This is a genomic window from Ancylobacter sp. 3268 (genome assembly GCF_031456575.1).
Lineage (GTDB): Bacteria > Pseudomonadota > Alphaproteobacteria > Rhizobiales > Xanthobacteraceae > Ancylobacter.
In genome coordinates this window covers 1-22,049 of record NZ_JAVDUX010000008.1, presented here as the reverse complement: position 1 = coordinate 22,049, position 22,049 = coordinate 1, and the positions used below count along the sequence as shown (strand labels likewise).

The window sequence follows — 22,049 nt, the reverse complement described above, 5'->3', positions numbered from 1 at the left end:
GACAAAATGGCGCGCTGCACAAAAAACGGGCTTGCGCAGCGCGACGTCATTCGTAGCATATCACTAAATATATCACGTGAAAGATCAGACCTTCACGATCGGCGCGGACGACCGGCAACACGGCGCCGCGGGGAACAGCGCAGCGGAGAACCGGCACGTGGGCAGCTACGTGATCAGACAGGTGTGCCTTGCCGCCGGCGTGCTGCTGACGGCAGTCATCATCCTGTTCTGCCTCATCTATCTGGTTCCCGGCGATCCCGCGACGATCGCGCTGGGCCCCCGCGCCAGCGCCGAGCAGAAGGAGCTGTTCCGCCAGCAGATGGGACTCGATCAGCCGGTGCCGGTACAGGCCCTGCGCTTCCTCGGCAATCTTGCCCGTGGCGATCTCGGCACCGACCTTCTGACCCGGCAACCGGTCGCGGCGCTGGTGCTGGGTGCGCTGCCCAAGACGATCGTGCTCGCGCTGGTCGGCCTTGGCTGGGCGATCCTGCTGGGCATTCCGCTCGGCTGTGTCTCCGCGCTGCGCCCCAATGGCTGGATGGACCGGCTGATCGGCCTGTTCTCCACCGGGGTCATCGCGCTGCCGTCCTTCCTGCTGGCGATCTATTCGCTGATCCTCTTCGCGGTGGTGCTCGGCTGGCTGCCGGCCATGGGAGCCGGCGAGCCCGGCGACCTCGGCGACCAGATCGCCCATCTCGTCCTGCCGGCCTTTGCCGTGGGGCTCGGCTGGGTCGGCTACATCGCCCGCCTTGTGCGCGCCTCGCTGCTGGAGACCCTGCAGGAGAACCATATCCGCACCTACCGCGCCTTCGGCATCTCGGACATGCGCATCGCGCTGCGCTTCGCCCTGCCGATCGCGATGATCCCGGTAGTGGCGGTGATCGGGGTGGGGCTCGGCAACCTGCTGTCCGGCGCGGTGCTGGTCGAGGTGGTGTTCTCGCGTCCCGGCCTCGGCTCCCTCGCCCACACGGCGGTCACCTCGCGCAACTCGCCCGTGCTCGTCGGCACGGTGCTGGTCACGACGCTCCTCTATGTCGGCGCCAATCTCGCCACCGACCTCATCGCGGCGCTGCTCGATCCGCGCATCCGCAAGGAGGGGTGAGCGTGGCGTTGACCAGCGAGATCGGGACGTCCGGCGCCCCGGCGACACCCGCGGGCACGCCCCCCGCCTGGAGCGGCGCCCGACGCTTCCTCGCCAATCCCGTCGGCCTGATCGCGCTTGTCGTGGTCGTCGGGCTGGCGATCTGCGCCCTCTTCGCCCCGTGGATCGCCCCCTACGACCCGGTGAAGATCGCGCCGCGCCTGCGGTTCCAGCCGCCCTCCTGGGAACATTGGCTCGGCACCGACCAGCTCGGCCGGGACGTGCTGTCGCGCGTGATCTACGGCACCGGCGTCGCCCTGAAGGTGGCGCTGTCGGGCACGCTGGCGGCGCTGGCGCTCGGCGCCGGGCTGGGGATCGTCGCCGGCCTCGGGCGCCGCGCGGTCGACGGGGCCCTGCTCCTCCTGTGCGACGCCATGCGCTCGCTGCCGCTGATCCTGTTCGCGCTGGCCATCATCGCCATCTACGGGCCGAGCCTGACGACGCTGATCGGCATCATCGCCTTCTCGATGGCGCCGGGCTATTTCCGGGTGGTGCGCAACCAGGTGCTGGTGCTGCGCAGCATGGATTTCGTCACCGCCTCGCAATCCATGGGCGCCTCGCTGCCGCGCATCGCCCTCACCCACCTGCTGCCCAACCTGCTCGGCCCGATCATCGTGCTGATCGCCATGGACATACCGGCGGTGATCGGCATCGAATCCGGCCTGTCCTTCCTCGGCCAGGGCATCCAGCCGCCGGATCCGAGCTGGGGCACGATGCTGAGCGACGGCTACAGCTTCATCCGGCAGGCGCCGCATCTCGCCATCGCCGCCGGCCTGCCGGTCATCGTCTCCACCGTCGCCTTCACCTTCCTCGGCGAGGCCCTGCGCGACGTCCTCGATCCCAAGAGCGGGCGGGGACGCTGAAATGGCCGCCATCGTCGATCTTCGCGACGTCTCGATCAGCTACGGCAATGTGCGGGCGGTACGCGGCATCACGTTCGCGCTGGAGCGCGGGCGCGTTCTCGGCCTCGTCGGCGAGAGCGGCTCGGGCAAGTCGAGCCTCGTCAGCGCCATGCTGGCGCTGCTGCCGAAGGGCGCCTCGGTCGAAGGGCGCATTGCGCTGGACGGCCGGGACCTCTATGCGCTCGGCGAGCGCGAGCGGCGCGCGCTGCGCGGCCGGGAGATGGCGACCGTCTCGCAGGATCCGTTCACCGCGTTGAACCCGGTCATACGGATCGGCCGGCAGCTCGTCGAGTTCCAGCACCGGCTCACGCATCTGTCGCGCGGCGCGAAGCGCGAGCGGGCGCGGGAGATGATCGCCCGCGTCGGCATCTCCGATCCCGCGGTACGAATGGAGCAGTATCCGCACCAGCTGTCGGGCGGCCTGCGCCAGCGCGTGGCCATCGCCGCCGCCCTGCTGGTGCAGCCCAAGCTCCTGATCGCCGACGAGCCGACCACCGCGCTCGACGCCACCACCGAGGCCGAGGTAATCGAAATCATCCGCGACATGCGCGGCGAGGTGGACGGCTCGATCATCCTGGTGACGCACGACATGGGCGTGGTCGGCCGGCTCTGCGACGACGTCGCCGTCATGTATGCCGGTGAACTGGTGGAAAGCGGGCCGGTCGAGGCCGTTCTCGGACACCCGCAGCATCCCTATACACGCGCACTGCTGGCCTGCGATCCGGCGCGGATCGAGACGCCCTCGCGGCATTTGCCGACCATTCCCGGCACCGTGCCGAGTCCCGCCGCGCTTCCCGGCGGCTGCATCTTCTCCACCCGGTGCCCCTCCGTGCAGCCGGTCTGCCGCGTCGACAAGCCCGTGCGCATCGGCATCGGCGCCTCGCATGCCGCCTGCCATTTCGCGGGGGCGGCATGACGGCGCTGCTGGAGGTCAACGATCTCGTCGTGCGCTATCCGTCCGGGTCGCTCATGGACCGGTTGCGGGGTGAGCCGCGCGACGTGACGGTGCTCGACGGTGTCAGCCTGACGCTCGGTCCGGGCGAGACGCTGGGCCTCGTCGGCGAGAGCGGCAGCGGCAAGACCACGCTCGGGCGGGCCATTGGCGGGCTGACGCCGATGGCGTCGGGCTCGATCACCCTCGCCGGCGCCAGCGCCACCGGCGAGAAGGACGGTTTCTGGCGCGAGATGCGCCGCAACGTCGGCTTCATGTTCCAGGATCCGATGGCGGCGCTCGACCCGCGCATGCGGCTCGCCGCCTCGATCACCGAGCCCCTCGCGGTGAACGGCGCCGGACGCGCCGAGCGCCGCCGCCGCGCCGGCGAGCTGCTCGCCGAGGTCGGCCTGTCGCCGGACTTCGCCGGCCGGTTCCCGCACCAGATCTCTGGCGGGCAGGCACGGCGGGTGACGGTGGCGCGCGCCTTGGCGCTGCGGCCGAAGCTGGTGATCGCCGACGAGCCGACCGCCGGGCTCGACCTCTCCGTGCAGGGCGAGCTGCTGAACCTCCTGAACGCCATCCAGGCGGCATCCGCGGTCAGCTTCCTGTTCATCACCCACAATCTCGCCGTGGCGCGCCACGTCACCGACCGCATCGCCGTCATGTATCTCGGCCGCATCGTCGAGAGCGCCCGCACGGCGGAGATCTTCGCGCGTCCGGCGCATCCCTATACGCGCGCGCTGCTCTCCGCCCATGGGCGCCCCGGCGCGCCACCCCCGCTAAAGGGCGAGGTGCCCAGCCTGAAACGGCGCCCGCGCGGCTGCGCGTTCCACACGCGCTGCCCGCTTGCCGCTGAGCTGTGCCGGCGCGAGGCACCCGCCGAGCGGATCCTCGGCCCGCTGCATCAGGTGCGCTGCCATTTCCCGCTGGCGACCGCCGGCGACGCTGCCCCCCACGCCTTCCCTGCCCCTCCCGAACCCGCCCGGAGCACGCCATGAAGTCGCCCGTTCTCGATCGCCGGCAATTGTTGAAGACGCTCAGCGCCGCCACGCTTGGCGCGGTGGGCACGAGCCTTGTCGGCACCGGCGCCGCCTTCGCCATCGAGGGCAAGACGCTGAAGATCCGCAACGACGGCGACATCCGCAATCTCGACCCGGCCACGCGCGGCGGCTGGTACGACGAGACGGTGATGTTCGCCATCTTCTCCGGCCTGGTGCAGTTCAAGGCCGGCGACGAATGGGGCTGGCAGCTCGACGCCGCCGAGAGCATCGACACCAAGGATCCGCTTGCCATTCCCTTCAGGCTTAAGCCGGGCCTGAAATGGACGGGCGGCTATGGCGAGGTCACCGCGGAGGACGTGAAATTCTCCTATGAGCGCTTCGCCGATCCGAAGGTGAACGCCGTCTACGCCTCGGACTGGGCGGCGCTCGACAAGGTGGAGATCACCGACAAATATTCCGGCGTCATCCGGCTCAAGAAGCCCTTCGTGCCGCTGTTCACCTCGACGCTGCCGCATGCCTCCGGCCTCATCGTCTGCAAGGCGGCGGTGGAGAAGAATGGCGGGCTGATCACCACCGATCCGCTCGCCACCTCCGGCCCCTACATGCTGTCCAAATGGCAGCCCAAGGAGCGCATCACCCTGACGCGCAACTCGGACTGGCCGGGGCCGAAGCCCTATTTCGACGAGATCCAGCTCTATCCGCTCGCCGACAAGGTGGCGGCGGAGACCGCCTTCGACGCCGGCGACCTCGACGTCACCCAGATCAACATCAGCTCCATCGCCGAGCGCAAGAAGAAGGACAAGGACGTCCTCACGGTGAAGCCGGCGCTCGCCTATACCTGGATGGGCATGAACATCGAGAACCCGAAGCTGGCCGATGTCCGCGTGCGCCGGGCGATCCAGCGAGCGATCAACGTGCCCGAGGTGATCGAGGGCACATTCGGGGAGGCGGTGCAGCCGGCCTTCGGCGTCATCCCGCCGCCGCTGCTCGGTGCCCGCGACAAGCTGCTCTATCCCTACGACCCCGAGGCGGCCAAGGCGCTGCTCACCGAGGCGGGCGTCAAGGATCTCAGGATCAAGGTCGAGTTCGGCACCGACGCCGACCTGCTGGTCGCCGCCCAGGTGATGCAGGCGCAGCTGGCGGCGGTCGGCATCACGCTCGACGTGCGGCAGATGGACGGGGCGACGCTCACCGCCCAGCAGCAGGACGCCAAGGGCGGCACCTGGAAGGAGGTCGAGCTGTTCTTTGTCACCTTCACCACCGCGCCGGATCCGAGCTGGGTGACCGAATGGTTCAAATGCGACCAGGTCGGCGTCTGGAACTTCCAGCGCACCTGCGACGCCGGCTGGGACGCCGAGAACGCCAAGGCGGCCGAGGAGCCGGACGAGGCCAAGCGCGCGGCCGTCTATGTCGACTTGCAGAACAAGCTGGAGGAGACCGGTGCCTATGTCTTCCTCTATCACGGCGTGAACGCCTGGGTGTCGCCCAAGACGCTGAAGGGCGCGTGGACGCCGGACGGCCAGTGGGCGCTGCTGCGCGAATTCTCCGCCGGATGATGGAAGGGCCCGGCAGGGTCTTCCTGCCGGGAGCGCCCCGGCGGCCGGTCATGGCCGGGCGTCGGGTGCCGTTGGCGTGGCCTTCATGACAATCACTGCACAAGAACCGTTTCCGAGCTGGCGGCAAAGGGCCGGGCGCGCCCTGCGCAACCCGCTCTATCGCCGCTACTTCCTCGCCCAGATGCCGCTGGTGGTCGGGTCGTGGATCCATTCCATCGCCATCGGCTGGCTGATGTGGCGGCTGAGCGCTTCGCCGTGGCTGCTCGGCCTGCTCGCTCTGTGCGACCTCGGCCCGACCTTCTTCCTGGGTCCGCTGAGCGGAACCATCGTCGACCGGCTCGACCGCCGGCGGCTCCTGGTCTGCACGCAGGCCGCCTATATCGTGCTGGTCTCGCTGCTCGCCTTCCTCACCCTCGCCGACCGGGTGACGGTCGAGACCGTGCTGCTGCTGACGCTGTCGCTCGGCATCGTCGCGGCGTTCGACAGCCCGGCTCGGCAGGCCTTCGTCGCCGAGCTGGTCGGCCTCGACGACCTGCGCAACGCCATCGCGCTCAATTCCATGCTGTTCAACGCCGCGCGGCTGGTCGGCCCGGCGGTGGGCGGCACCATCGTCGCCGGCTTCGGCGAGGGCTGGTGCTTCATCCTCAAGGCGGTCGCCTATGTGCCGATGCTGGTCATGCTGCTGACGATCAAGGTGCCGCCGCCGCTCCGGCGCGCGCGCGAGCCATTCGTCATCGAGATGCGCCGTGGCTTCGCCTTCGTGCGCGGCCATGCGGGCGCCGCGCGCATCCTGGTCCTCGTCGGCATCTGCAGCTTCACCAGCGTGCCCTATTTCTCGTTCCTGCCGGTGCTCGCCGACAAGATGCTGAACTCCGACGCCAGCGTGGCGGGCCTGTTGATGAGCATCACCGGCATCGGCTCGGTGATCGCCGCCGTGACGCTGACCGTGTTCGACCGGCTGTCGATCCTGCGCCTCTATCCGGCATGGTCCGCGCTGCTGCTGGGTCTCACCCAGACCGGCATCGGCCTTTCGAACAGCCTGCCGCTCACCGCGGCGCTCGCTTTGCCGATGGGCTTCGCCATCCTGTCGCAGAACCTCGCCTCCAACACCCTGCTGCAGCAGTTCACCCCGCCGGCGTTCCGCGGCCGGGTGATGGCGATGTACGCGATGATGATGCTCGGCACGGTGCCGTTCGGCTCGCTGATCGTCGGCGCCCTCGGCGACCGGCTCGGCATGCCCTTCACCTTCGTCGCCGGCGGACTCGCCTGCTCGATCGCGGCGCTCGCCATCGCGCTGCTGCCGCGGCCTCCGGAAGCCCCCTTGACCGAACCGAACCCCGTATCCCAGACCGCATGAAGGACCGCACCATGGACAACACCTATCTCGGGGATCGGCCCGCGCCCTACGAGCAGATCACCATCACGCTGTCCGACGGCGTCGTCCTCGCCGGCCGCCTGTGGCTGCCGGAAAAGCCGGCGGCGGAAAAGGTGCCCGTCGTGCTGGAATGGATCCCCTATCGCCAGTCCGACAACACCGCCATCGGCGATTCCATGGTGCATGGCTATTTCGCCATGAACGGCATCGCCTCGGTGCGGGTCGACCTGCGCGGCAGCGGAAACTCCGAGGGGCTGCTGTTCGACGAGTATCTGAAGCAGGAACAGGACGACGCCTGCGAGGTCATCGCCTGGCTCGCCGCGCAGGAATGGTGCAACGGCAAGGTCGGCATGATCGGCATCTCCTGGGGCGGCTTTGCCGGCCTGCAGATTGCCGCCCGCCGTCCGCCGGCGCTGAAGGCCATCGTCACCTGCTGCTCGACCGACGACCGCTACAGCGACGACGTGCATTTCATGGGCGGCGGCCTGCTGATCGACGGCATGCAATGGGGTGCCGGCCTGTTCGCCCAGCTCGGCCGCCCGGCCGACCCCGCCCATGTCGGCGAGCGCTGGCGCGACATGTGGATGCAGCGGCTGGAGAACATCACGCCGCCGCTCGCGAGCTGGTTCGCGCATATGGAGCGCGACGCCTTCTGGAAGCACGGCTCGGTCTGCGAGGATTACGACGCCATCGACTGCGCGGTCTATGCCGTCACTGGCTGGGCGGACGGCTATTCCGACCCGGTGTTGCGGCTGATGCAGAACCTGAAGGGGCCGCGCAAGGGCATGATCGGCCCCTGGACGCACATGTACCCCAACTGGGGCGTGCCCGGCCCCCAGATCGGCTTCCTCGAGGAATGCATGCGCTGGTGGCGGCACTGGCTGCTCGACGAGCCGACCGGCATCATGGACGAGCCCATGCTGCGGCTCTGGGTCGGCGAGGAGCTGAATCCGCATCCGCGCCATCCGCAAATCGGCGGGCGCTGGATCGCCGTGCCGGGCTGGCCCTGCGAGGGCGCACCGCAGGCCTTCCACCCGGACGACCGCAGGCTAGCGTCGGCGCCCGCCGCCGACGCCGCCCCGGTGCGGGTCGATACGCCCCAGCATCTCGGCGCCTATGCGGGGGAATGGTGCCCGCTCGACGGCGGCGGCGACGGCCCGGAATTCCAGGCGGACAACCGGCCTGACGACGCGCTCTCGGTGTGCTGGGATACACCCGTGCTCAAGGAGCCCGTCGAGATCGTCGGCATTCCCCGGCTCAAGCTCGACATGGCCATGGAGGGCGCCAAGGCCACCGTCATCGTTCGGCTGAACGAAGTGGCGCCGGACGGCACCTCGGCGCGCGTGACCTTCGCCATCCGCCGCGTGACCCGTCCGCAAGGCGTGGCCGCCGGCGAGCGCTTCTCATATGAAATCCCGCTCAAGGGCGTCGCCTACCGCTTCTCGGCCGGCTGCCGCATTCGGCTCGCCGTCTCCACGACCTATTGGCCCATGGTCTGGCCCGAGCATCATGACGGCGCCGTCACGCTGTATCCGGACGCCACCGTGTTCCTGCTGCCCGGCATGCCGGCAGAGGCCGTGCACGACCTGCCGGCGTTCGGCCCGCCCGTCTCGGCGACACCGATCCCCTCCGAGGACATCGAGCCCGGCGACATCATCCGCCGCGTCACCTGGGACGCCACCACCGGCGCGAGCGAGCTCGTCAACACCAACCAGCGCAAGACCTGGCGGCTCGGCGCGCTCGCTCTCGGCGGGCGGGGCCTGCACGGCTACTCGATCCGGCCGGACGACCCGGCCTCGGCACGGGCGTGGTTCGAGAGTGTGCAGCGCTATGAGCGGCCGGGCTGGGCGATCCGCCTTGAGACCCGCAGCGATGTTTTCTGGGAGGACGGCAGGCTGGTCCTGGAGTCCCGTTACGAGGCGCTGGAGAACGACGCGCCCGTCTTCTCCCGCCAGTGGCGCCACAGCTTCGATTACTGAACCGGCCGCACCGGCGGTCGATCCATGCGGAGCTGCCCAAGCCCCGTCATGCCGGCTTCACGCCGAGGGTACCGAGGTTGCCGGCGACCGGAAGATGGCCTGCGGGACCATCTTGCCGGCGCTTCGGCGTCTCCGGCTCTTCCGCGCGCCGGTCTGCATCAGATGAGCGCATCGAGCGACCAGGCCCCGGCGCCGAAAGCCGCGAGTGCGAGGAAACCGCCGGCGATGGCGACATCCTTCTCGAATTGCAGCAGGGCGTCGGGGTCGCCGATGCCATGGAAGATCAGCGCGGCGAGCAGGCAGAAGCCCGCCAGCGCGAAGGCGACGAAGCGTGTCGCCAGCCCGGCCGCGACCAGCAGGCCTCCGCCGAGTTCGGTGAGGATGACGAGCGGTAACAGCCGTCCCGGTACGCCATGAGCTTCCATGTAGCCGGCGACATCGGCATAGGCGCCAATCTTCTGCCAGCCCTCATGGATGAACAGCGCCGCCAGCAGCAGCCTGGCAGCGCCGGCGAGCGGATTGACCAGCCTCTCCATCGCCGCCCCTCCACTCAGAGGCCGGACGGCGAATGGATGGCCTTGGCGAGGTCCTCATATTCCTCGCATTCCGTGCCGCCGCAGATCGTCTTGATGACGGTGAGCTGCTCACGGGCGAGATCCATCTTGCCCTGCAGCACATAGGCTTCACCGAGATATTCGCGAACCTGGGCGTAATGCGGGTCGAGCTTCACCGACTGGAGGTAATAGCCGATGCCTTCCTCGGTGCGGCCAAGCTTGCGCGTGGCATAGCCGCGATAGTTCAGCGCGCGGGCGGTGTTGGGGTTTTCCAGCATGTCGAGCGTCGCCAGCGCCTCTTCATAGCGGTGCGCCTTGGCAAGGGCATAGGCATATTGCGCTACCGCAGCGTCGCCGAGCTGGCCTTTCACCGCCGGCATGCATTGGCGCTTGGCGGAATTCCAGATCAGACCCTTCTTGCAGGTGGTCATATCGCCGGAGCCGCCGCCCGAGCCGCCATTGCCACCACCACCGCCACCCCCGCCGCCCCCGCCGCCGGCAGCGAAGCCCGCCCCGGTCGCGGCCAGCCCGAGGGCGACGGCGAGAAGGAGGGGCGCGACGCGGGCGCCGACAGCGCGGGCATGTGAGATTTCGACAGTCCTGGGATTGGTATCGTGCATGGTCTTTCTCCATTCCCGTCCCGATACGGACCCGTGAAGGACGCCCAGCGCGAGGGCGTTATTCCGCGCGCGGCAAGAGAATCTCGGTTCATCTTGAGCGTCCGCGCGGCATCCACAGCGCCAGCACCGCGCCGGCTATGGCGAGCAGGGCGAGCAGCGCCCAGGCCTCGTCGATTGCCTGCGTCAGCGCCGCTGCTTCGACGAGCGGGCGCACCATCGCCTCGATCGCCGGGTCGACCGGCTGTGTCATCGGGCCGTTCAGCACATCGGGCGGCAGGCCGATCATGGCTGCGGCAGAGGCGTCGCCGGCGAGCAGGCGCTGCTTCAGCGCCTCGCCATGGATCGGCGCGCGGCCGAAGATCACCGTGTCGCAGGCGGCGATGCCGATGGCGCCGCCGAGGTTGCGCATCAGGTTGAACACCGCGCTGGCATCGGGCACCTCGTCCGGCGGCAGGTTGCCCAGTGCAAGCCGGGTGGGCGGCAGCAGGCACAGCATGATCGCCGCCCCGCGCACGATCTGCGGCCAGAACATGCCGTCGAAATCGGTATCGATGGTGGCCGTCGTGCTCAGCGCCAGCCCGGCGCCGAACAACACGAAGCCGCCCAGTGTCAGTTCCTTGGCTGGCAGGCGCCGCTCCAGCAATACCGCGAGCGGCGAGGTGACGAACTGCGTCAGGCCCGTCATCAGCATGACCAGGCCGATGGCGAGGGGTGGCTTGCCGCGCACCAGCGCCAGGAATACCGGCATGAGATAGACCGAGCCGTAGAGGCCGGCGCCGAACAGGAAGCTGAGCGCGCAACCCAGCGCGAAACCGCGGGTGCGGAAGGCTTCCGGCCGCAGCACCGGCGACGGCACCGACCCCGTCCGGCGCAGGAAGAGCAGCGTGGCAACGGCGCTGAAGCCGAGCAGCCCGATGACCGGCACGGAGAGCCAGCTCCGCTGTGGCGCCTCCTTGAGCCCGATCTCCAGCGCGGCCAGCGCCGCGGCGATGAGCAGAAGACCGGCGAGGTCGAGCGTGCGCAGCAGCGCCGGGTTCGCCTTGTCCCGCGCCAGCATGGCGAGCCCGAGTGCGCAGGCGATCACGCCCGGCGCGATGTTGATCAGGAACAGCCAGTGCCACGAGTACCGCTCGGTTATCCAGCCGCCGACCACCGGCCCGACCACCGGCGCCAGCACCGCCAGCATGCCGGCGAGCGTCGTCGCCGGTCCCTGCACCCGAGGGGGAAACAGGATGAAGACCGAGGAGAACACCAGCGGGATCAGCATGCCTCCGGCGAAGCCCTGCGCGACGCGGCCTGTGATGAGGCTGGCGAAGCCGCTGCTGATGGCGCAGGCGATGGAAGCGAGGGTGAAGGCGCCGACAGCGAGCGCGAACAGCACCCGCATGCCAAGCGCCCGCGTCAGCGCGCCGGTGAGCGCGATGGCGATGACCTCGGCGATGAGATAGGCCATCTGCACCCAGCTCATCCGGTCGGTGGGGATGCCGAGCGCGGTGCTGATCGCCGGCAGCGAGGTCGCCACCACCTGGATGTCCAGCACCGCCATGAACATGCCGAGGCACATGGCGGCGAATCCGATCCAGGTGGCCGCGCCGGCGGTCTCCCCTGCGCGGGCGGCAGTCATCGGGCGAGGCCCAGCGCCGCATTCTCGGCGCGGATCCGCACGGTGAGCACCAGCGCGTTCAGCGCCGAGAACAGCACGCCATACCAGACGAGACCGAACATCAGCGGCAGCAGCGCGATCTCCCCCACCACGACGAGATAGTTCGGGTGGGAAAGAAAGCGGTACGGCCCTTCCCGCACCAGCCGCGCGCCAGGCAGGATGACGATGCGCGTCGTCCACCGGGGGCCAAGCGTCGCCAGCACCCAGGCGCGCAACACCTGCAGCACGGCATAGGCGGCGAGCAGCCACACATTCACCGGCCGTCCCGGCGCGAGCACCCATAGCCCCACGAGCCAGGCGGCGTGCAGCGCCACCATGTAGGGATAATGCTCCGGCGCCCGCTCCACCGCGCCGGCGGCCTTGAGCCTCGCGGTGTTGCGTCGTGCCAACACCAGCTCGCCGAGCCGCTGCAGCGTGACGAAGGCGAGGATGAAGAGCGCTTCCATGGCCTCGCCCTCACCACGCGCGGGCGAGCGAGACGCAGGAAGCGGTGAAGCCCGGCCCCATCGACACCAGCGTCGCCCGATCCGGCAGTCCCTCATGGAGCACCCGGTCGAGGATGAACAGGACGGTCGGGGCGGACATGTTGCCATAGTCGGCGAGCACGCCGCGCTCGTGATCGAGCGCTCCCTGTTCCAGCTCGAAGGAATGCTCGATGGCGGTAATCACCTTCGCTCCGCCGGGATGGCAGACAAAACGGCCAATATCGGCGGTCGAGAGGCCCATGCGGGCGAGTATGCCCGCCACGGCCGGGCGCAGATTGGCGCGCGCGAAGGTGGGCACGTCAGGTACCAAGATGACGCCGAAGCCGACAGGATCAATGCTCCAGCCCATGATGCCGAGCGTGTCCGGCCATAAATGCTCACCGGCACCCTCGATGACTGCGATTCCCTGCTCGCCGGCGCGCAGCACGATGGCCGCCGCGCCGTCGCCGAACAGCGCCGATGAAATGAGGCTGGTCTTGTCCGGCCGGTCGAGGCGGAAGGCAAGGGAGGAGAGTTCGACCGTCACCATCAGCACGGTGGCGCCGGGTTGGGCCTCGGCGATGCGCGCGGCGACCGCGAGGCCCGTCACGCCGCCGGCGCAGCCGAGACCGAACACCGGCACGCGCTCGATATCCGGGCGAAAGCCCATGCGGTGGTGCACCACCGCGTCGAGGCTCGGCGTGGCGATGCCGCTGGAGGAGACGAAGACGACGGCGTCGACCTCCCCTGCGGTGCAGCCGGCGGCTTCGAGGGCGCGGTCGGCCACCTCGACGAACAGGTCGCCGCCGACCTCGGTATAGACCGCGCTGCGCTCCGGCCAGCCTTGCGGCTCGAGATACCAGTCGAGAGGGCGGGCCGTGTAGCGCTGGCGGATGCCGGTCGCGGCGAAGATGCCGGCCATGGTCTCGGAGCGCGCGAATATGTCGGCGAAGACGTGATGCATCGCCGCCGCCACGTCCTGCTGCGGCAGGCGATGCGCCGGCACTGCCGTGGCAAGCGACATCAGCCCCGCGCGGGCGCGCGGCGGCGCGGTAACGGCCGGGCTGCCATGGATCGCGGGAGTGGAACGGGTGTCGAGTATCTGCAACATGGTGTTGACTCGTCGATAAGCCCCAGTTGCGCAGATAGACGCCGCCAACCGCCGACCCTTCCAAGACCGACGCAACGTCAGGCTGTCACGAATTCGTGAAGGAGGAGGAAGGCGGCCTGAGGAAGAAAGCGCGCCCCGCGGCGTCTATCGCTCACATACCCACGAGCCGCCGCCATGGACGAGATTGCCGCTCTCATCGAACCACACATACCCGCGCTGAGGCGTTACGCCTGGTCGCTGCTTCGCGACCGCGACGGCGCCGACGATCTCGTGCAGGACACGCTGGAGCGCGCGGTCGGGCGCTGGCAACTGCGCCGCCGCGACGGCAATGTGCGGGCGTGGCTGTTCGCCATTCTGCACAATCATTTCGTCAGCCAGACGCGCAGCGAACGGCGGCGCGGCGCCCGGGTAGACTATGACGACGATCTCGCGGCCCCGGCACAGCCGCCGGACGAGAGGCTGACGCTGCGCGACGTGTTGGCCGGGCTGGACAGCCTGCCGGGGGACCAGCGCGCCGTGCTGCTGCTCGTCGGCGTCGAGGAGTTCGATTACTCCGAGGCCGCCCGCATCCTCGGCGTGCCGGTGGGTACGGTGATGTCGCGCCTCAGCCGCGGGCGCGAGCGGTTACGGCTCTTTCTCGACGCCGAAGCGCCAAGACTGAGGAGGGTGAAATGAGGGCGGGGCTGCCGATCGGTGAGGACGATCTCCAGGCCTATGTGGACGGGCAGCTGCCACCCGCGCGCATCGCCGAGGTGGAGACCTGGCTCGGCGAGCGGCCCGAACTGGAGGCACGGCTCTCCGCCTATCGCACTCAGCGCGAGGAACTGCGCGAGCGGCTGCGGCCATTCGGCGAGGCGCCCATTCCGGCCAGGTTGCGCATCTCGGCGATCCGCGCCGGGCGGCGGCGGCGACAATGGAGCTGGGCGATGCGTGCGGCTGCCGCCTGCCTGATCCTCGCTGTTGGCACCGGCACCGGCTGGTGGGCGGCGAACCGCTTTTCACCGGTCGCTGCAAGCCGGCAGGCGCTTGCCGAGGACCCCGCGCTGGGCCTCGCCTTCGCCGCGCATTGGACGCTGGCGACCGATGGCGATGCCGCCACGGCGCTTCGCACCGGCGACCGGCGCGATCTCTCTTCGTGGATCTCCGATCGCCTCGGCCATGATATCGCCGTGCCGGACCTGTCGTCGCAGGGTTTTCGACTGCTTGGCGCGCGCGTGCTCTCGTCGGCGCGCTTCGCGGCGGCGCAGGTCGCCTATGGCGGCGCCGGCGGCAAGCACCTTACGCTCTATGTGAAGACCGGCGAGACCGGCGAAAGCCGCCCGGCCTTCACCGCGCTGGGCGGCGTATCCGCCATGATGTGGCGCGACGATGGCTGCGCTTATGCGTTGGTCGGCGCGCTTGATCATGAACCATTCGCCGCGGTTTCCGGCTCGGTGTTCGACCAGATGGAAGCTGACGGCTCCTAGTTGTTTAGTCCCAGGGTGCCATGGCTTGGCTGACGGCTGAACAGCTCCGGCTTTTCGGCGCTGATTTGATGGCTTCAAGCGGGATCTTGAAGCGGAGGGCCTTGAGCTGCTTGGCGTAGTTGTAGGCCAGCAGCCAGTCCCGGACATGCGTCGCAGGTCATTGATCGAGGCGTAGTGGAAGGCGCGGACGGTGGCGTCCTTGATGGTTCGGACCATGCGTTCGGCTTGGCCGTTGGTCCAGGGATGATAGGGCTTGGTGCAACGATGCAGCGATGAGCGGGTCAGATGCGGGATGACGTCCTTCAATGCAACGAAGACATCGTCCAGCGGCAAGCGGGCCTGCACGCGCACAGCGACGATCGCCGCTTCCTCTATGGCCGAGAGGGTGGAACTGCGCCGCTCCTTCGGCCCATCGGCTCGTCCTCAACCGTCTCCCGGGACCGCCACTTCCTCACGGTCTTTTCGTTGATCCCGAAGCGCTGCGCGAGTTCCGCGTTGCCTAAACCGAAGCAACCAGGACCGGCTAAGCATGATCCCGACACCAGGAACGGCCGAAGGGTCTTCAACATGCTGATGAAGACACAGCCAAGCGCGGCAGCCACACGATATCACTGATATTTCGCTATCCAACCAACTCATTGTTGGGCATGGCCGCGATCCAGCTTTCGGCGAACCTCATACCCTCCTGGAGGAGGATCTCCGCCCCCTCGGGATTTTCCGCCTCTACATAGACGCGCAACTCCGGTGCATTGCCAGAAGCGCGGTAATGCACACTCGTTCCATCATTGAACGTAAGCCGGAGACCATCACATCCATTTCGCGCAACGATCCCTCCTCGCGCAGCGAAGGCGATCCGGCTGACCTGCGATGCCTCGTCACCCAATGCCGCGATAAAAATCGAACTCCGCTCCTGGGGCACATTCGGCAGCCGGCTCGACAGGGCGACAGCAAAGCCCTGCCTCGCAACCAACGACGCAAGCGTCTCATCCGATCGAGCCACTGTCGCGAGGACCGCCAATATGGGAAGCATCGCGTCACGTGTCGGCAGTGCCGCCAGTCGTCGCCCATGCCGCTCTACTGCCGAGCCAAGCAACGTACCCCCATTGGCTTCGAAGCCGACGACGGTTTGCGCGCCCCCGGCCTGCGCCTCCGCCATACCCGCAATGACAAAGGGCGACCCCACTTTGGTGCGAACGACGCGTTGGAAAAGGCCGCATCTCTCCAGCGCCGAATTTGACGTGACCGGCGTAACGACGGTATCGGCCCCAAGGTAAGCAGCCGTCAAGGCTCCCACCAGATCGCCGCGAAGGAAACGCCCTTCGCCGTCGGCGATCAGGGGGCGGTCGGCGTCGCCATCCGCGGAAACCAGAGCATCAAAGCGCCGCTCGGCCCCCCATCCGCGAACCAGTTCTTCATCTTCCGGTCGCAGGGCCTCGGTATCCACCGGGATGAAACATTCGGCACGCCCCAGCCGCACGACTTCAGCACCCAATGTGGCAAGCAGATCGGCGATCACATCGCGCCCGACCGTTGAATGCTGGTAGACTCCGATTGTGAGCCCCTCCAACATCGCGGGAGCAAAAAATGCCTCATAGCGCGCGCAGTACTCCGCGAGCGCTTCGATGCGACCAGCTTTCGCAGAAACTGCGGGCATTGCGGAAAGCGAAAGCCGGGCATGCCAGTTGAGGATCCGCTCCTCGGCCGCCTTATCGATCTCACCGGACGGCAGATAGAATTTCAACCCGTTTCGGTCTTCTGGAATATGACTTCCAGTAACCATGATGGCGGCAACCCTTCGCCTCATCGCCATCATGGCGAGAGCCGGCGTCGGCACTGCCCCGCAATCGATCGGATACAAACCCGCATCGGCGACGGCGCACGCGCACTGGCCGGCGATCTCGGGGCTTGATGCGCGCAAATCTCGCCCGATCAAAACCTCGCGCCCTGCCCCTTCGGCTCCGATTTCGGCGATCATGGCGCAAAAGGCGCGCACGAAGCTGTAGGCGGGCAGGCCCACCAGATCGGTCACGAGCCCCCGTAAACCGGATGTTCCAAATTTCAGACTGCTCACATCAAACCCGCCGATAAGCATCCTGGAGACGCACGATATCGTCCTCTCCGAGATAGGATCCCACCTGCACCTCAATGATTTCCAGCGGTATCTTTCCGGGATTGGACATGCGGTGCACGCACCCGATCGGCAAATAGATACTTTCGTTCTCGTGGACGAGAACGATCTCGTCGTTGCGGGTAACTTCGGCGGTGCCGCGCACCACGACCCAATGCTCGGCGCGGTGATGATGCTTCTGCAACGACAGCACCCCGCCAGGCTTCACCGTAATGCGCTTAACCTGATGACGGAGGCCGCGATCGATGGAAAGGTACTTGCCCCACGGCCTATGGACCTCTTGATGGGTCGTCGCTTCCGTATCGCCGTTTGCCGAGAGCAGGCCAACCATTTCCTTCACCTTGCCGGCGCCGGACTTTGTGGTCACTAGCACGGCATCGCGTGTCGCAATGACGGCGACATCATCGAGTCCGATCACAGCTACGACGGCTTCATCGGCTGCAACGAAATTGCGCACGCCGTCCAAGACATATCCTCGTCCCTTGATGGCATTGCCGCTCTCATCCTTCGGCGACATCTCCCACACGGCGGGCCAGCCTCCCACATCGGACCATCCGAAGCTGCCGGCTACGACAGCCGCCTTGTGGGTGCGCTCCATCACCGAATAGTCGATGGAGACCTTCTTGGCCTTTTCGAAGCTCTGAGAATCAAGCAGCAAGCAACCAAGATCGGACGTAGCCTGCGCCAGCGCCGTTGTCGCAACGTCCCAAATCGTCGGCTCGAACGTTCGCAATTCGGAACGCATAGTGGCCGCATCAAAGATAAAATTTCCAGAATTCCACAAATAATTTTCTGCTACATATTGCGCCGCACGTTCGGCATCTGGTTTTTCGACGAACTCCATAACTCGACAAGCCTTCGCGCCGACTTCTTCACCAGCACGAACATATCCAAATCCGGTCTCAGGTCGCGTCGGTGAAATGCCAATCGTGACAATTCGCCCCTCCGCCGCGACAGCGGCGCCTTGCCGGCACGCCTCCCGAAAGGCGCCTGCATCCTGCACGACATGATCAGCCGCGAAGATTCCGATAACCCGAGGCCCGATATGGGACAGCACGAACTGGGTAGCGACCGCAACCGCGGCGGACGAATCCCGCCGGCAGGGCTCGAGAATGATCTGCGCCTTGACGCCGATCGCAGCGAGTTGCTCAGCTACAATGAACCGGTATTCAACGTTGGTAATTACAATTGCTTCTGAAAAAAGATCGGCGTCTGAAACCAACTCCATCGCGCCCTGAAATGTCGATTTCGTCCCCAACAGGGGAACGAACTGCTTGGGCATCGTATCTCGCGACACCGGCCACAATCGCGTTCCAGCCCCACCACACATAACAACAGGAACCATTTTATCCGAGCGACCGAGTTGATCGGCATCGACCCGAGAGCCCTCGGCGAAAACAGACTGGTTTATGGAATTCATATCCCTCTCCAAGTAACGTGATCCGCCAAATATATCATTTTTATTTTGATGCTAAATATAAGCAATCAGTAATATTCACTTCCTAATTCATCACTTCGTTGACCAGAAGCACCCCACACATACCTTGTTAAAAGTCCCATCGCAGAGAATCCAGAAACAACTCCAGCAGCACTGACCAGGAAATCACTGAAATGCGGCGTTCTCCCTGGAGAAAATTCCTGCAAACATTCAAGTAATCCAGCCAGAGCAACGAAAAACACTGCTATCAACAGCCCCCGACGCCACCCGCCACGGAACGCAAAACCCATCAATAAAGCTGCTCCAAAATAGGCCACGAAGTGCTCTCCGCCCTTTGAGGCCCCTGTACGGTACATGTCCTGGGCCGGCAATAACGACAAAACAGCGATTACCAATACAGAAATCAACAAGAATATATACTTTAAAAATTTCATAACTGACGAAACTCCAACCCGAAGCTCATCCACTCGCTCGCTATATCTATGAAAATTACCCAATAATTATGCATCCTCTTGAGTTCTAATGAGAGACAATCGAGGCGAAATCCGCCATGCCGTCATCATTGGGTGATCAATTTATGCAAATCGCCATCCATAGGGATAACGATCATCCAATATATATCCTTATGGATACCCTCTGCGCATTGGATGCTCGTTTCAATTTTCATTATTCCAACCACTTATTCTCGTAGAAAACCCCTGCACTGGGTGTCATCGATCCAATGAAACGATTGCGAGCGACCTTGAATGTTCATTTCACCCTCCACTTCATTCAAGAAAAATCCGTCCTCTGGCGACCCTTTGCCGGCCGAGCTATCGTCGCAAGACCATTTCAGTCTTAGCGACATCACCTCATTCATTAGAAGATATTGGATCACTATTATATTACCAATGGCAATTACGCTTGGCGCTTGCGTTACATATCTGAAGGTCGCCACGCCGATATTCTCAGCGCGCGCGCAGATTATCATTGACCCGCGCGTTCAGGAGCAGTGGAACGGCCAAACGGGAAACGCCGTGCTCGCGCTAGATACCGCACAAGTGGAAAGTCAAATAGCCGTATTGCGTTCAGAACGCATCGCGAAGGGCGTCATTGCCGATCTCCATCTGGCAGATGCGCAAGATTTTCAACCGCAGCCATCTCTCCTTCATCGCCTTCTCGCCCCGATCTGGTCTCCCCCCCAGATCGAGATGTCATCAGCGGCCAGATCCCGATTCATCATGGAAGCCTTCGCTGGCAATCTTGACGTCCGCCGCTCGGGAATGTCTTATGCTATTGATATCACATTCAGTTCCCCCAACCCAGAGCGTGCTGCGCAAGTGGCGAATGCCACGGCAGAAGCGTATATCCGCTATCAGCTGGCCGCTCGCTCGGAGACAGCACGCGTCGGTGGCGACTGGCTTGAAGCGCGCACGCTCGAGTTACGCAACCAGATGAGCGCCGCCACGCGAGCCGTCCAAGAGTTCAAGGCCCGCAGGGATTATCGTATCACACGCGCTAGCGACGCACGCCTCGACGGAACCTCGGATGCAGCAGGCGAGGCCGCGCCCACCGCCAAAATGCCGGCCAATACACTTGAGGAATTAGAGACCACCGCTCAAATTTACCAGCGTGTCTATGAGAGTTTTCTACAAGGCTTTACGGAGTCGGTGCAACGTCAGTCATTTCCCGTCGCCGACGCTCATGTATTGACATCGGCGACCGCTCCATTCTCAAAGACGCAACCCCGCGGAGCAATGACCCTGATGCTGGGATTGCTCGTAAGTGGGCTAGCTGGTGGAGGCATCGCGCTACTCAGACACCAACTCGACCATACGATCCGCTCCGCACGCCAAGTTCGCACAGAACTCGGCATTGAGTGTCTCGGCGCACTTCCTGCGATAAGGTTTCGGAAGAAGCTTCACCTCCGTAAAGGGCCCTCACCGTTGACGGCTCCACAATCATCTGCGCCAGCGACAACGCGGCATCTCCGTCAATCAAATTTCGCACACCTCACCACGGCGCCCACCCCATTCGCGGCCTCCGCACGTAACGCCATGCTCGCAATCACAGAACGTATAGAAATCTGCATGCGTCCGGCCGAGCGGTTCAGTTTTGGCATCACATCTCATAACAGCCGCAAATCAAAATCAGTTCTTGCAAGAAATATTTCGGAGATATTCTCGATTAATGGCCGTCGCATATTATTTGTCGACGCTACTACACAAAATCACATGGCAAATAATATTTCACTCTCACCTCGACTTGGCCTTATTGATGTCGCCCTTGGCCTTACCTCTCTCGATAACGTTATTTCGATATTCAATAATTCATCCGTTGAAATCGCGCACCTGGGAGACACAACAGCACTCCCATCAATTTCTCGCCAGAACGATACATCAAAACTCAAACATACGATTGATAATATATTAAGAAACTACGATATAATAATATTTGACCTCCCTCCCATAAGCCGAACTTATGGGAATATCGCCTCCTATTTTCTATTTGATGGAATCATAATAGATATAGAGTCAAGATCTATAACAAAAAAAGATATTGAAGATGATATATATTGGCTAAAGACTTTAAATTATAATATAATTGGTGGAATAATTACTTATAACAATTAGATAAAATCTGGGATTTCATAATCCGCATTGTAATATTGTGATTAATACGCGTTGTCGGCTTGCCAATCGAGGATGTTGCAATCGGGGCCGACACAATGGAAGGCGGCGGGTGATGCCGCAGTTAAGGTGCAGGTTGGCGACGGCGTCCAGCCAATAGCGTAGCTGCCCGTCAAGATCGCGAAAAATCTGGCCAGAAAGAGGCCTCCCGAATGTACCGCAACGACCTGCCGAACCTTGCTCTTCGTCCTCAAACGATGCGGCCTGCAGGCCGTTGGATGAAAGTCGAAGCAGCGAGTTCGATGAGACTGCGATCGTGGATAATGCCCTCGGCACCCCTTGCCGGCGGCGGCAGCTTTCATCCGATCGTAGAGAACCTCGCGCAGCACGTCGCCAATGGCATCAAAAGCAACGCAATGGCAACGCTGCACTCTCGGCAGGTGCCAGCGCAGGACGAGCCGTACCAGGATCAGGCGCCTATAGCCGAGTGCCATGAAGAACAAGCCAGACGATCCGTAGTGTCGTCGGCTCTTCGGCCAAGACAAGGTGTAGCCGGACGAAATCCACCTCAGCCCGCTCGTCGGGTCCGTCTCGACCGAACTTCGCAGCCAGGCGCCGGTGCCTGCCGAACCACCGCGGGAATCCGTCACGGCGGTATAACCACATTCCTGACCGCCATCCTTCAACTTCCGGAATAGACCGCGTCCGGTCAGGCCGGGAAAAGCAGCCACGCGCTCGCTCAGATGGCGGCGAACGGCTCGATCGTTCTCTGGCGTGGCGTACCAAGCCGACGGGCCTGCGCCTCCATGCTGCACTCGCGGGCCCAGACGCCCACCTGGACACGGCACCAGATGAGGGAAAAGCCATTTCGATCCCATCCACAAGGTGTTGATCGATGAGACCTGGGTCGAAAACTGACGTGGCCCCGCTGCGCGGACGACCGCCCTGGGGCCAGCGCCTGAGCGGCTTCGCCCCCCGCATGGCCAATGGGCTGGCTGACATTCCTTGACGCACTTAGAGCGCCTAACAAAACCGTTTGTTAACCATGTCGGCTTGAGTTTGGCTTCATGGTGAAGAAGCTGCTTCCGGATGATTTGTGGGCGGAGAT

At 64.8% G+C, this 22,049-nt stretch carries 19 protein-coding genes and 1 pseudogene; 10 read left to right on the top strand and 10 right to left on the bottom strand.

Annotation, left to right across the window (positions count from 1 at the left end):
* Nucleotides 1-157: 157 nt before the first annotated feature.
* The 7 genes from J2X65_RS12790 to J2X65_RS12760 all read left to right on the top strand — a co-directional run bounded on the left by J2X65_RS12790 (nt 158) and on the right by J2X65_RS12760 (nt 8,888).
* Complete coding sequence (locus J2X65_RS12790; RefSeq protein WP_310201526.1) at nt 158-1,102, top strand: ABC transporter permease; 945 nt, start codon at nt 158-160, stop codon at nt 1,100-1,102.
* 2 nt (nt 1,103-1,104) lie between these two features.
* Nucleotides 1,105-2,004 carry an ABC transporter permease gene (locus tag J2X65_RS12785; RefSeq protein WP_310201524.1) on the top strand — a complete coding sequence of 300 codons (900 nt, stop codon included), beginning with the start codon at nt 1,105-1,107 and terminating at the stop codon, nt 2,002-2,004.
* A gap of 1 nt (nt 2,005) precedes the next feature.
* On the top strand, nt 2,006-2,959 hold the full coding sequence (locus tag J2X65_RS12780) for an ABC transporter ATP-binding protein (protein ID WP_310201522.1): 954 nt from the start codon (nt 2,006-2,008) through the stop codon (nt 2,957-2,959).
* Nucleotides 2,956-3,975, top strand: a complete 1,020-nt coding sequence (locus J2X65_RS12775; protein WP_310201520.1) for an ABC transporter ATP-binding protein — start codon at nt 2,956-2,958, stop codon at nt 3,973-3,975. Before J2X65_RS12780 ends, J2X65_RS12775 begins: the two co-directional genes overlap by 4 nt.
* Nucleotides 3,972-5,534, top strand: coding sequence for an ABC transporter substrate-binding protein (locus J2X65_RS12770; protein WP_310201518.1), 1,563 nt, complete (start codon nt 3,972-3,974; stop codon nt 5,532-5,534). The genes J2X65_RS12775 and J2X65_RS12770 overlap by 4 nt, the downstream gene beginning before the upstream one ends.
* 85 nt (nt 5,535-5,619) lie before the next feature.
* Nucleotides 5,620-6,891 carry an MFS transporter gene (locus tag J2X65_RS12765; RefSeq protein ID WP_310201516.1) on the top strand — a complete coding sequence of 424 codons (1,272 nt, stop codon included), beginning with the start codon at nt 5,620-5,622 and terminating at the stop codon, nt 6,889-6,891.
* Nucleotides 6,892-6,902: 11 nt separating this feature from the next.
* On the top strand, nt 6,903-8,888 hold the full coding sequence (locus tag J2X65_RS12760) for a CocE/NonD family hydrolase (RefSeq protein WP_310201514.1): 1,986 nt from the start codon (nt 6,903-6,905) through the stop codon (nt 8,886-8,888).
* Nucleotides 8,889-9,046: 158 nt separating this feature from the next.
* On the opposite strand, the gene J2X65_RS12755 is transcribed toward J2X65_RS12760, so the two are convergent.
* The 5 genes from J2X65_RS12755 to J2X65_RS12735 form a co-directional block, all read right to left on the bottom strand.
* A complete protein-coding gene (locus J2X65_RS12755) occupies nt 9,047-9,424 on the bottom strand; it encodes a DoxX family protein (protein WP_310201512.1) in 378 nt (125 codons plus the stop codon).
* A gap of 14 nt (nt 9,425-9,438) precedes the next feature.
* On the bottom strand, nt 9,439-10,062 hold the full coding sequence (locus J2X65_RS12750; protein WP_310201510.1) for a tetratricopeptide repeat protein: 624 nt from the start codon (nt 10,060-10,062) through the stop codon (nt 9,439-9,441).
* Nucleotides 10,063-10,150: 88 nt separating this feature from the next.
* On the bottom strand, nt 10,151-11,686 hold the full coding sequence (locus tag J2X65_RS12745; RefSeq protein WP_310201507.1) for a DHA2 family efflux MFS transporter permease subunit: 1,536 nt from the start codon (nt 11,684-11,686) through the stop codon (nt 10,151-10,153).
* Complete coding sequence (locus tag J2X65_RS12740; RefSeq protein WP_310201505.1) at nt 11,683-12,171, bottom strand: isoprenylcysteine carboxylmethyltransferase family protein; 489 nt, start codon at nt 12,169-12,171, stop codon at nt 11,683-11,685. The genes J2X65_RS12745 and J2X65_RS12740 overlap by 4 nt, the downstream gene beginning before the upstream one ends.
* Before the next feature lie 10 nt (nt 12,172-12,181).
* Nucleotides 12,182-13,300, bottom strand: a complete 1,119-nt coding sequence (locus J2X65_RS12735) for a type III polyketide synthase (RefSeq protein WP_310201503.1) — start codon at nt 13,298-13,300, stop codon at nt 12,182-12,184.
* 174 nt (nt 13,301-13,474) lie between these two features.
* Between J2X65_RS12735 and J2X65_RS12730 the strand changes: the two genes are divergently transcribed.
* Nucleotides 13,475-13,975, top strand: coding sequence for a sigma-70 family RNA polymerase sigma factor (locus J2X65_RS12730; RefSeq protein ID WP_310201501.1), 501 nt, complete (start codon nt 13,475-13,477; stop codon nt 13,973-13,975).
* Nucleotides 13,972-14,766 carry an anti-sigma factor gene (locus tag J2X65_RS12725; protein ID WP_310201499.1) on the top strand — a complete coding sequence of 265 codons (795 nt, stop codon included), beginning with the start codon at nt 13,972-13,974 and terminating at the stop codon, nt 14,764-14,766. Before J2X65_RS12730 ends, J2X65_RS12725 begins: the two co-directional genes overlap by 4 nt.
* Before the next feature lie 4 nt (nt 14,767-14,770).
* On the opposite strand, the pseudogene J2X65_RS12720 reads toward J2X65_RS12725, so the two are convergent.
* The 4 genes and pseudogenes from J2X65_RS12720 to J2X65_RS12705 all read right to left on the bottom strand — a co-directional run.
* Nucleotides 14,771-15,260, bottom strand: a pseudogene (locus J2X65_RS12720) (integrase core domain-containing protein); the annotation flags it as partial.
* A gap of 128 nt (nt 15,261-15,388) precedes the next feature.
* Nucleotides 15,389-16,858: a phosphomannomutase gene (locus J2X65_RS12715; protein ID WP_310201497.1), complete on the bottom strand. Its 1,470-nt coding sequence runs from the start codon at nt 16,856-16,858 to the stop codon at nt 15,389-15,391.
* Nucleotides 16,839-18,239 carry a mannose-1-phosphate guanylyltransferase/mannose-6-phosphate isomerase gene (locus J2X65_RS12710; protein ID WP_310201880.1) on the bottom strand — a complete coding sequence of 467 codons (1,401 nt, stop codon included), beginning with the start codon at nt 18,237-18,239 and terminating at the stop codon, nt 16,839-16,841. Before J2X65_RS12710 ends, J2X65_RS12715 begins: the two co-directional genes overlap by 20 nt.
* 140 nt (nt 18,240-18,379) lie before the next feature.
* A complete protein-coding gene (locus J2X65_RS12705; protein ID WP_310201495.1) occupies nt 18,380-18,766 on the bottom strand; it encodes a VanZ family protein in 387 nt (128 codons plus the stop codon).
* A 312-nt stretch (nt 18,767-19,078) separates the two neighbouring features.
* Between J2X65_RS12705 and J2X65_RS12700 the strand changes: the two genes are divergently transcribed.
* Nucleotides 19,079-20,944: an exopolysaccharide transport family protein gene (locus J2X65_RS12700; protein ID WP_310201493.1), complete on the top strand. Its 1,866-nt coding sequence runs from the start codon at nt 19,079-19,081 to the stop codon at nt 20,942-20,944.
* 41 nt (nt 20,945-20,985) lie between these two features.
* Here the strand turns inward: J2X65_RS12700 and J2X65_RS12695 are convergent, their stop codons facing one another.
* The gene (locus J2X65_RS12695) at nt 20,986-21,672 is read right to left on the bottom strand and encodes a hypothetical protein (protein WP_310201491.1); all 687 of its coding nucleotides are present in this window, start codon (nt 21,670-21,672) and stop codon (nt 20,986-20,988) included.
* Nucleotides 21,673-22,049: the final 377 nt, after the last annotated feature.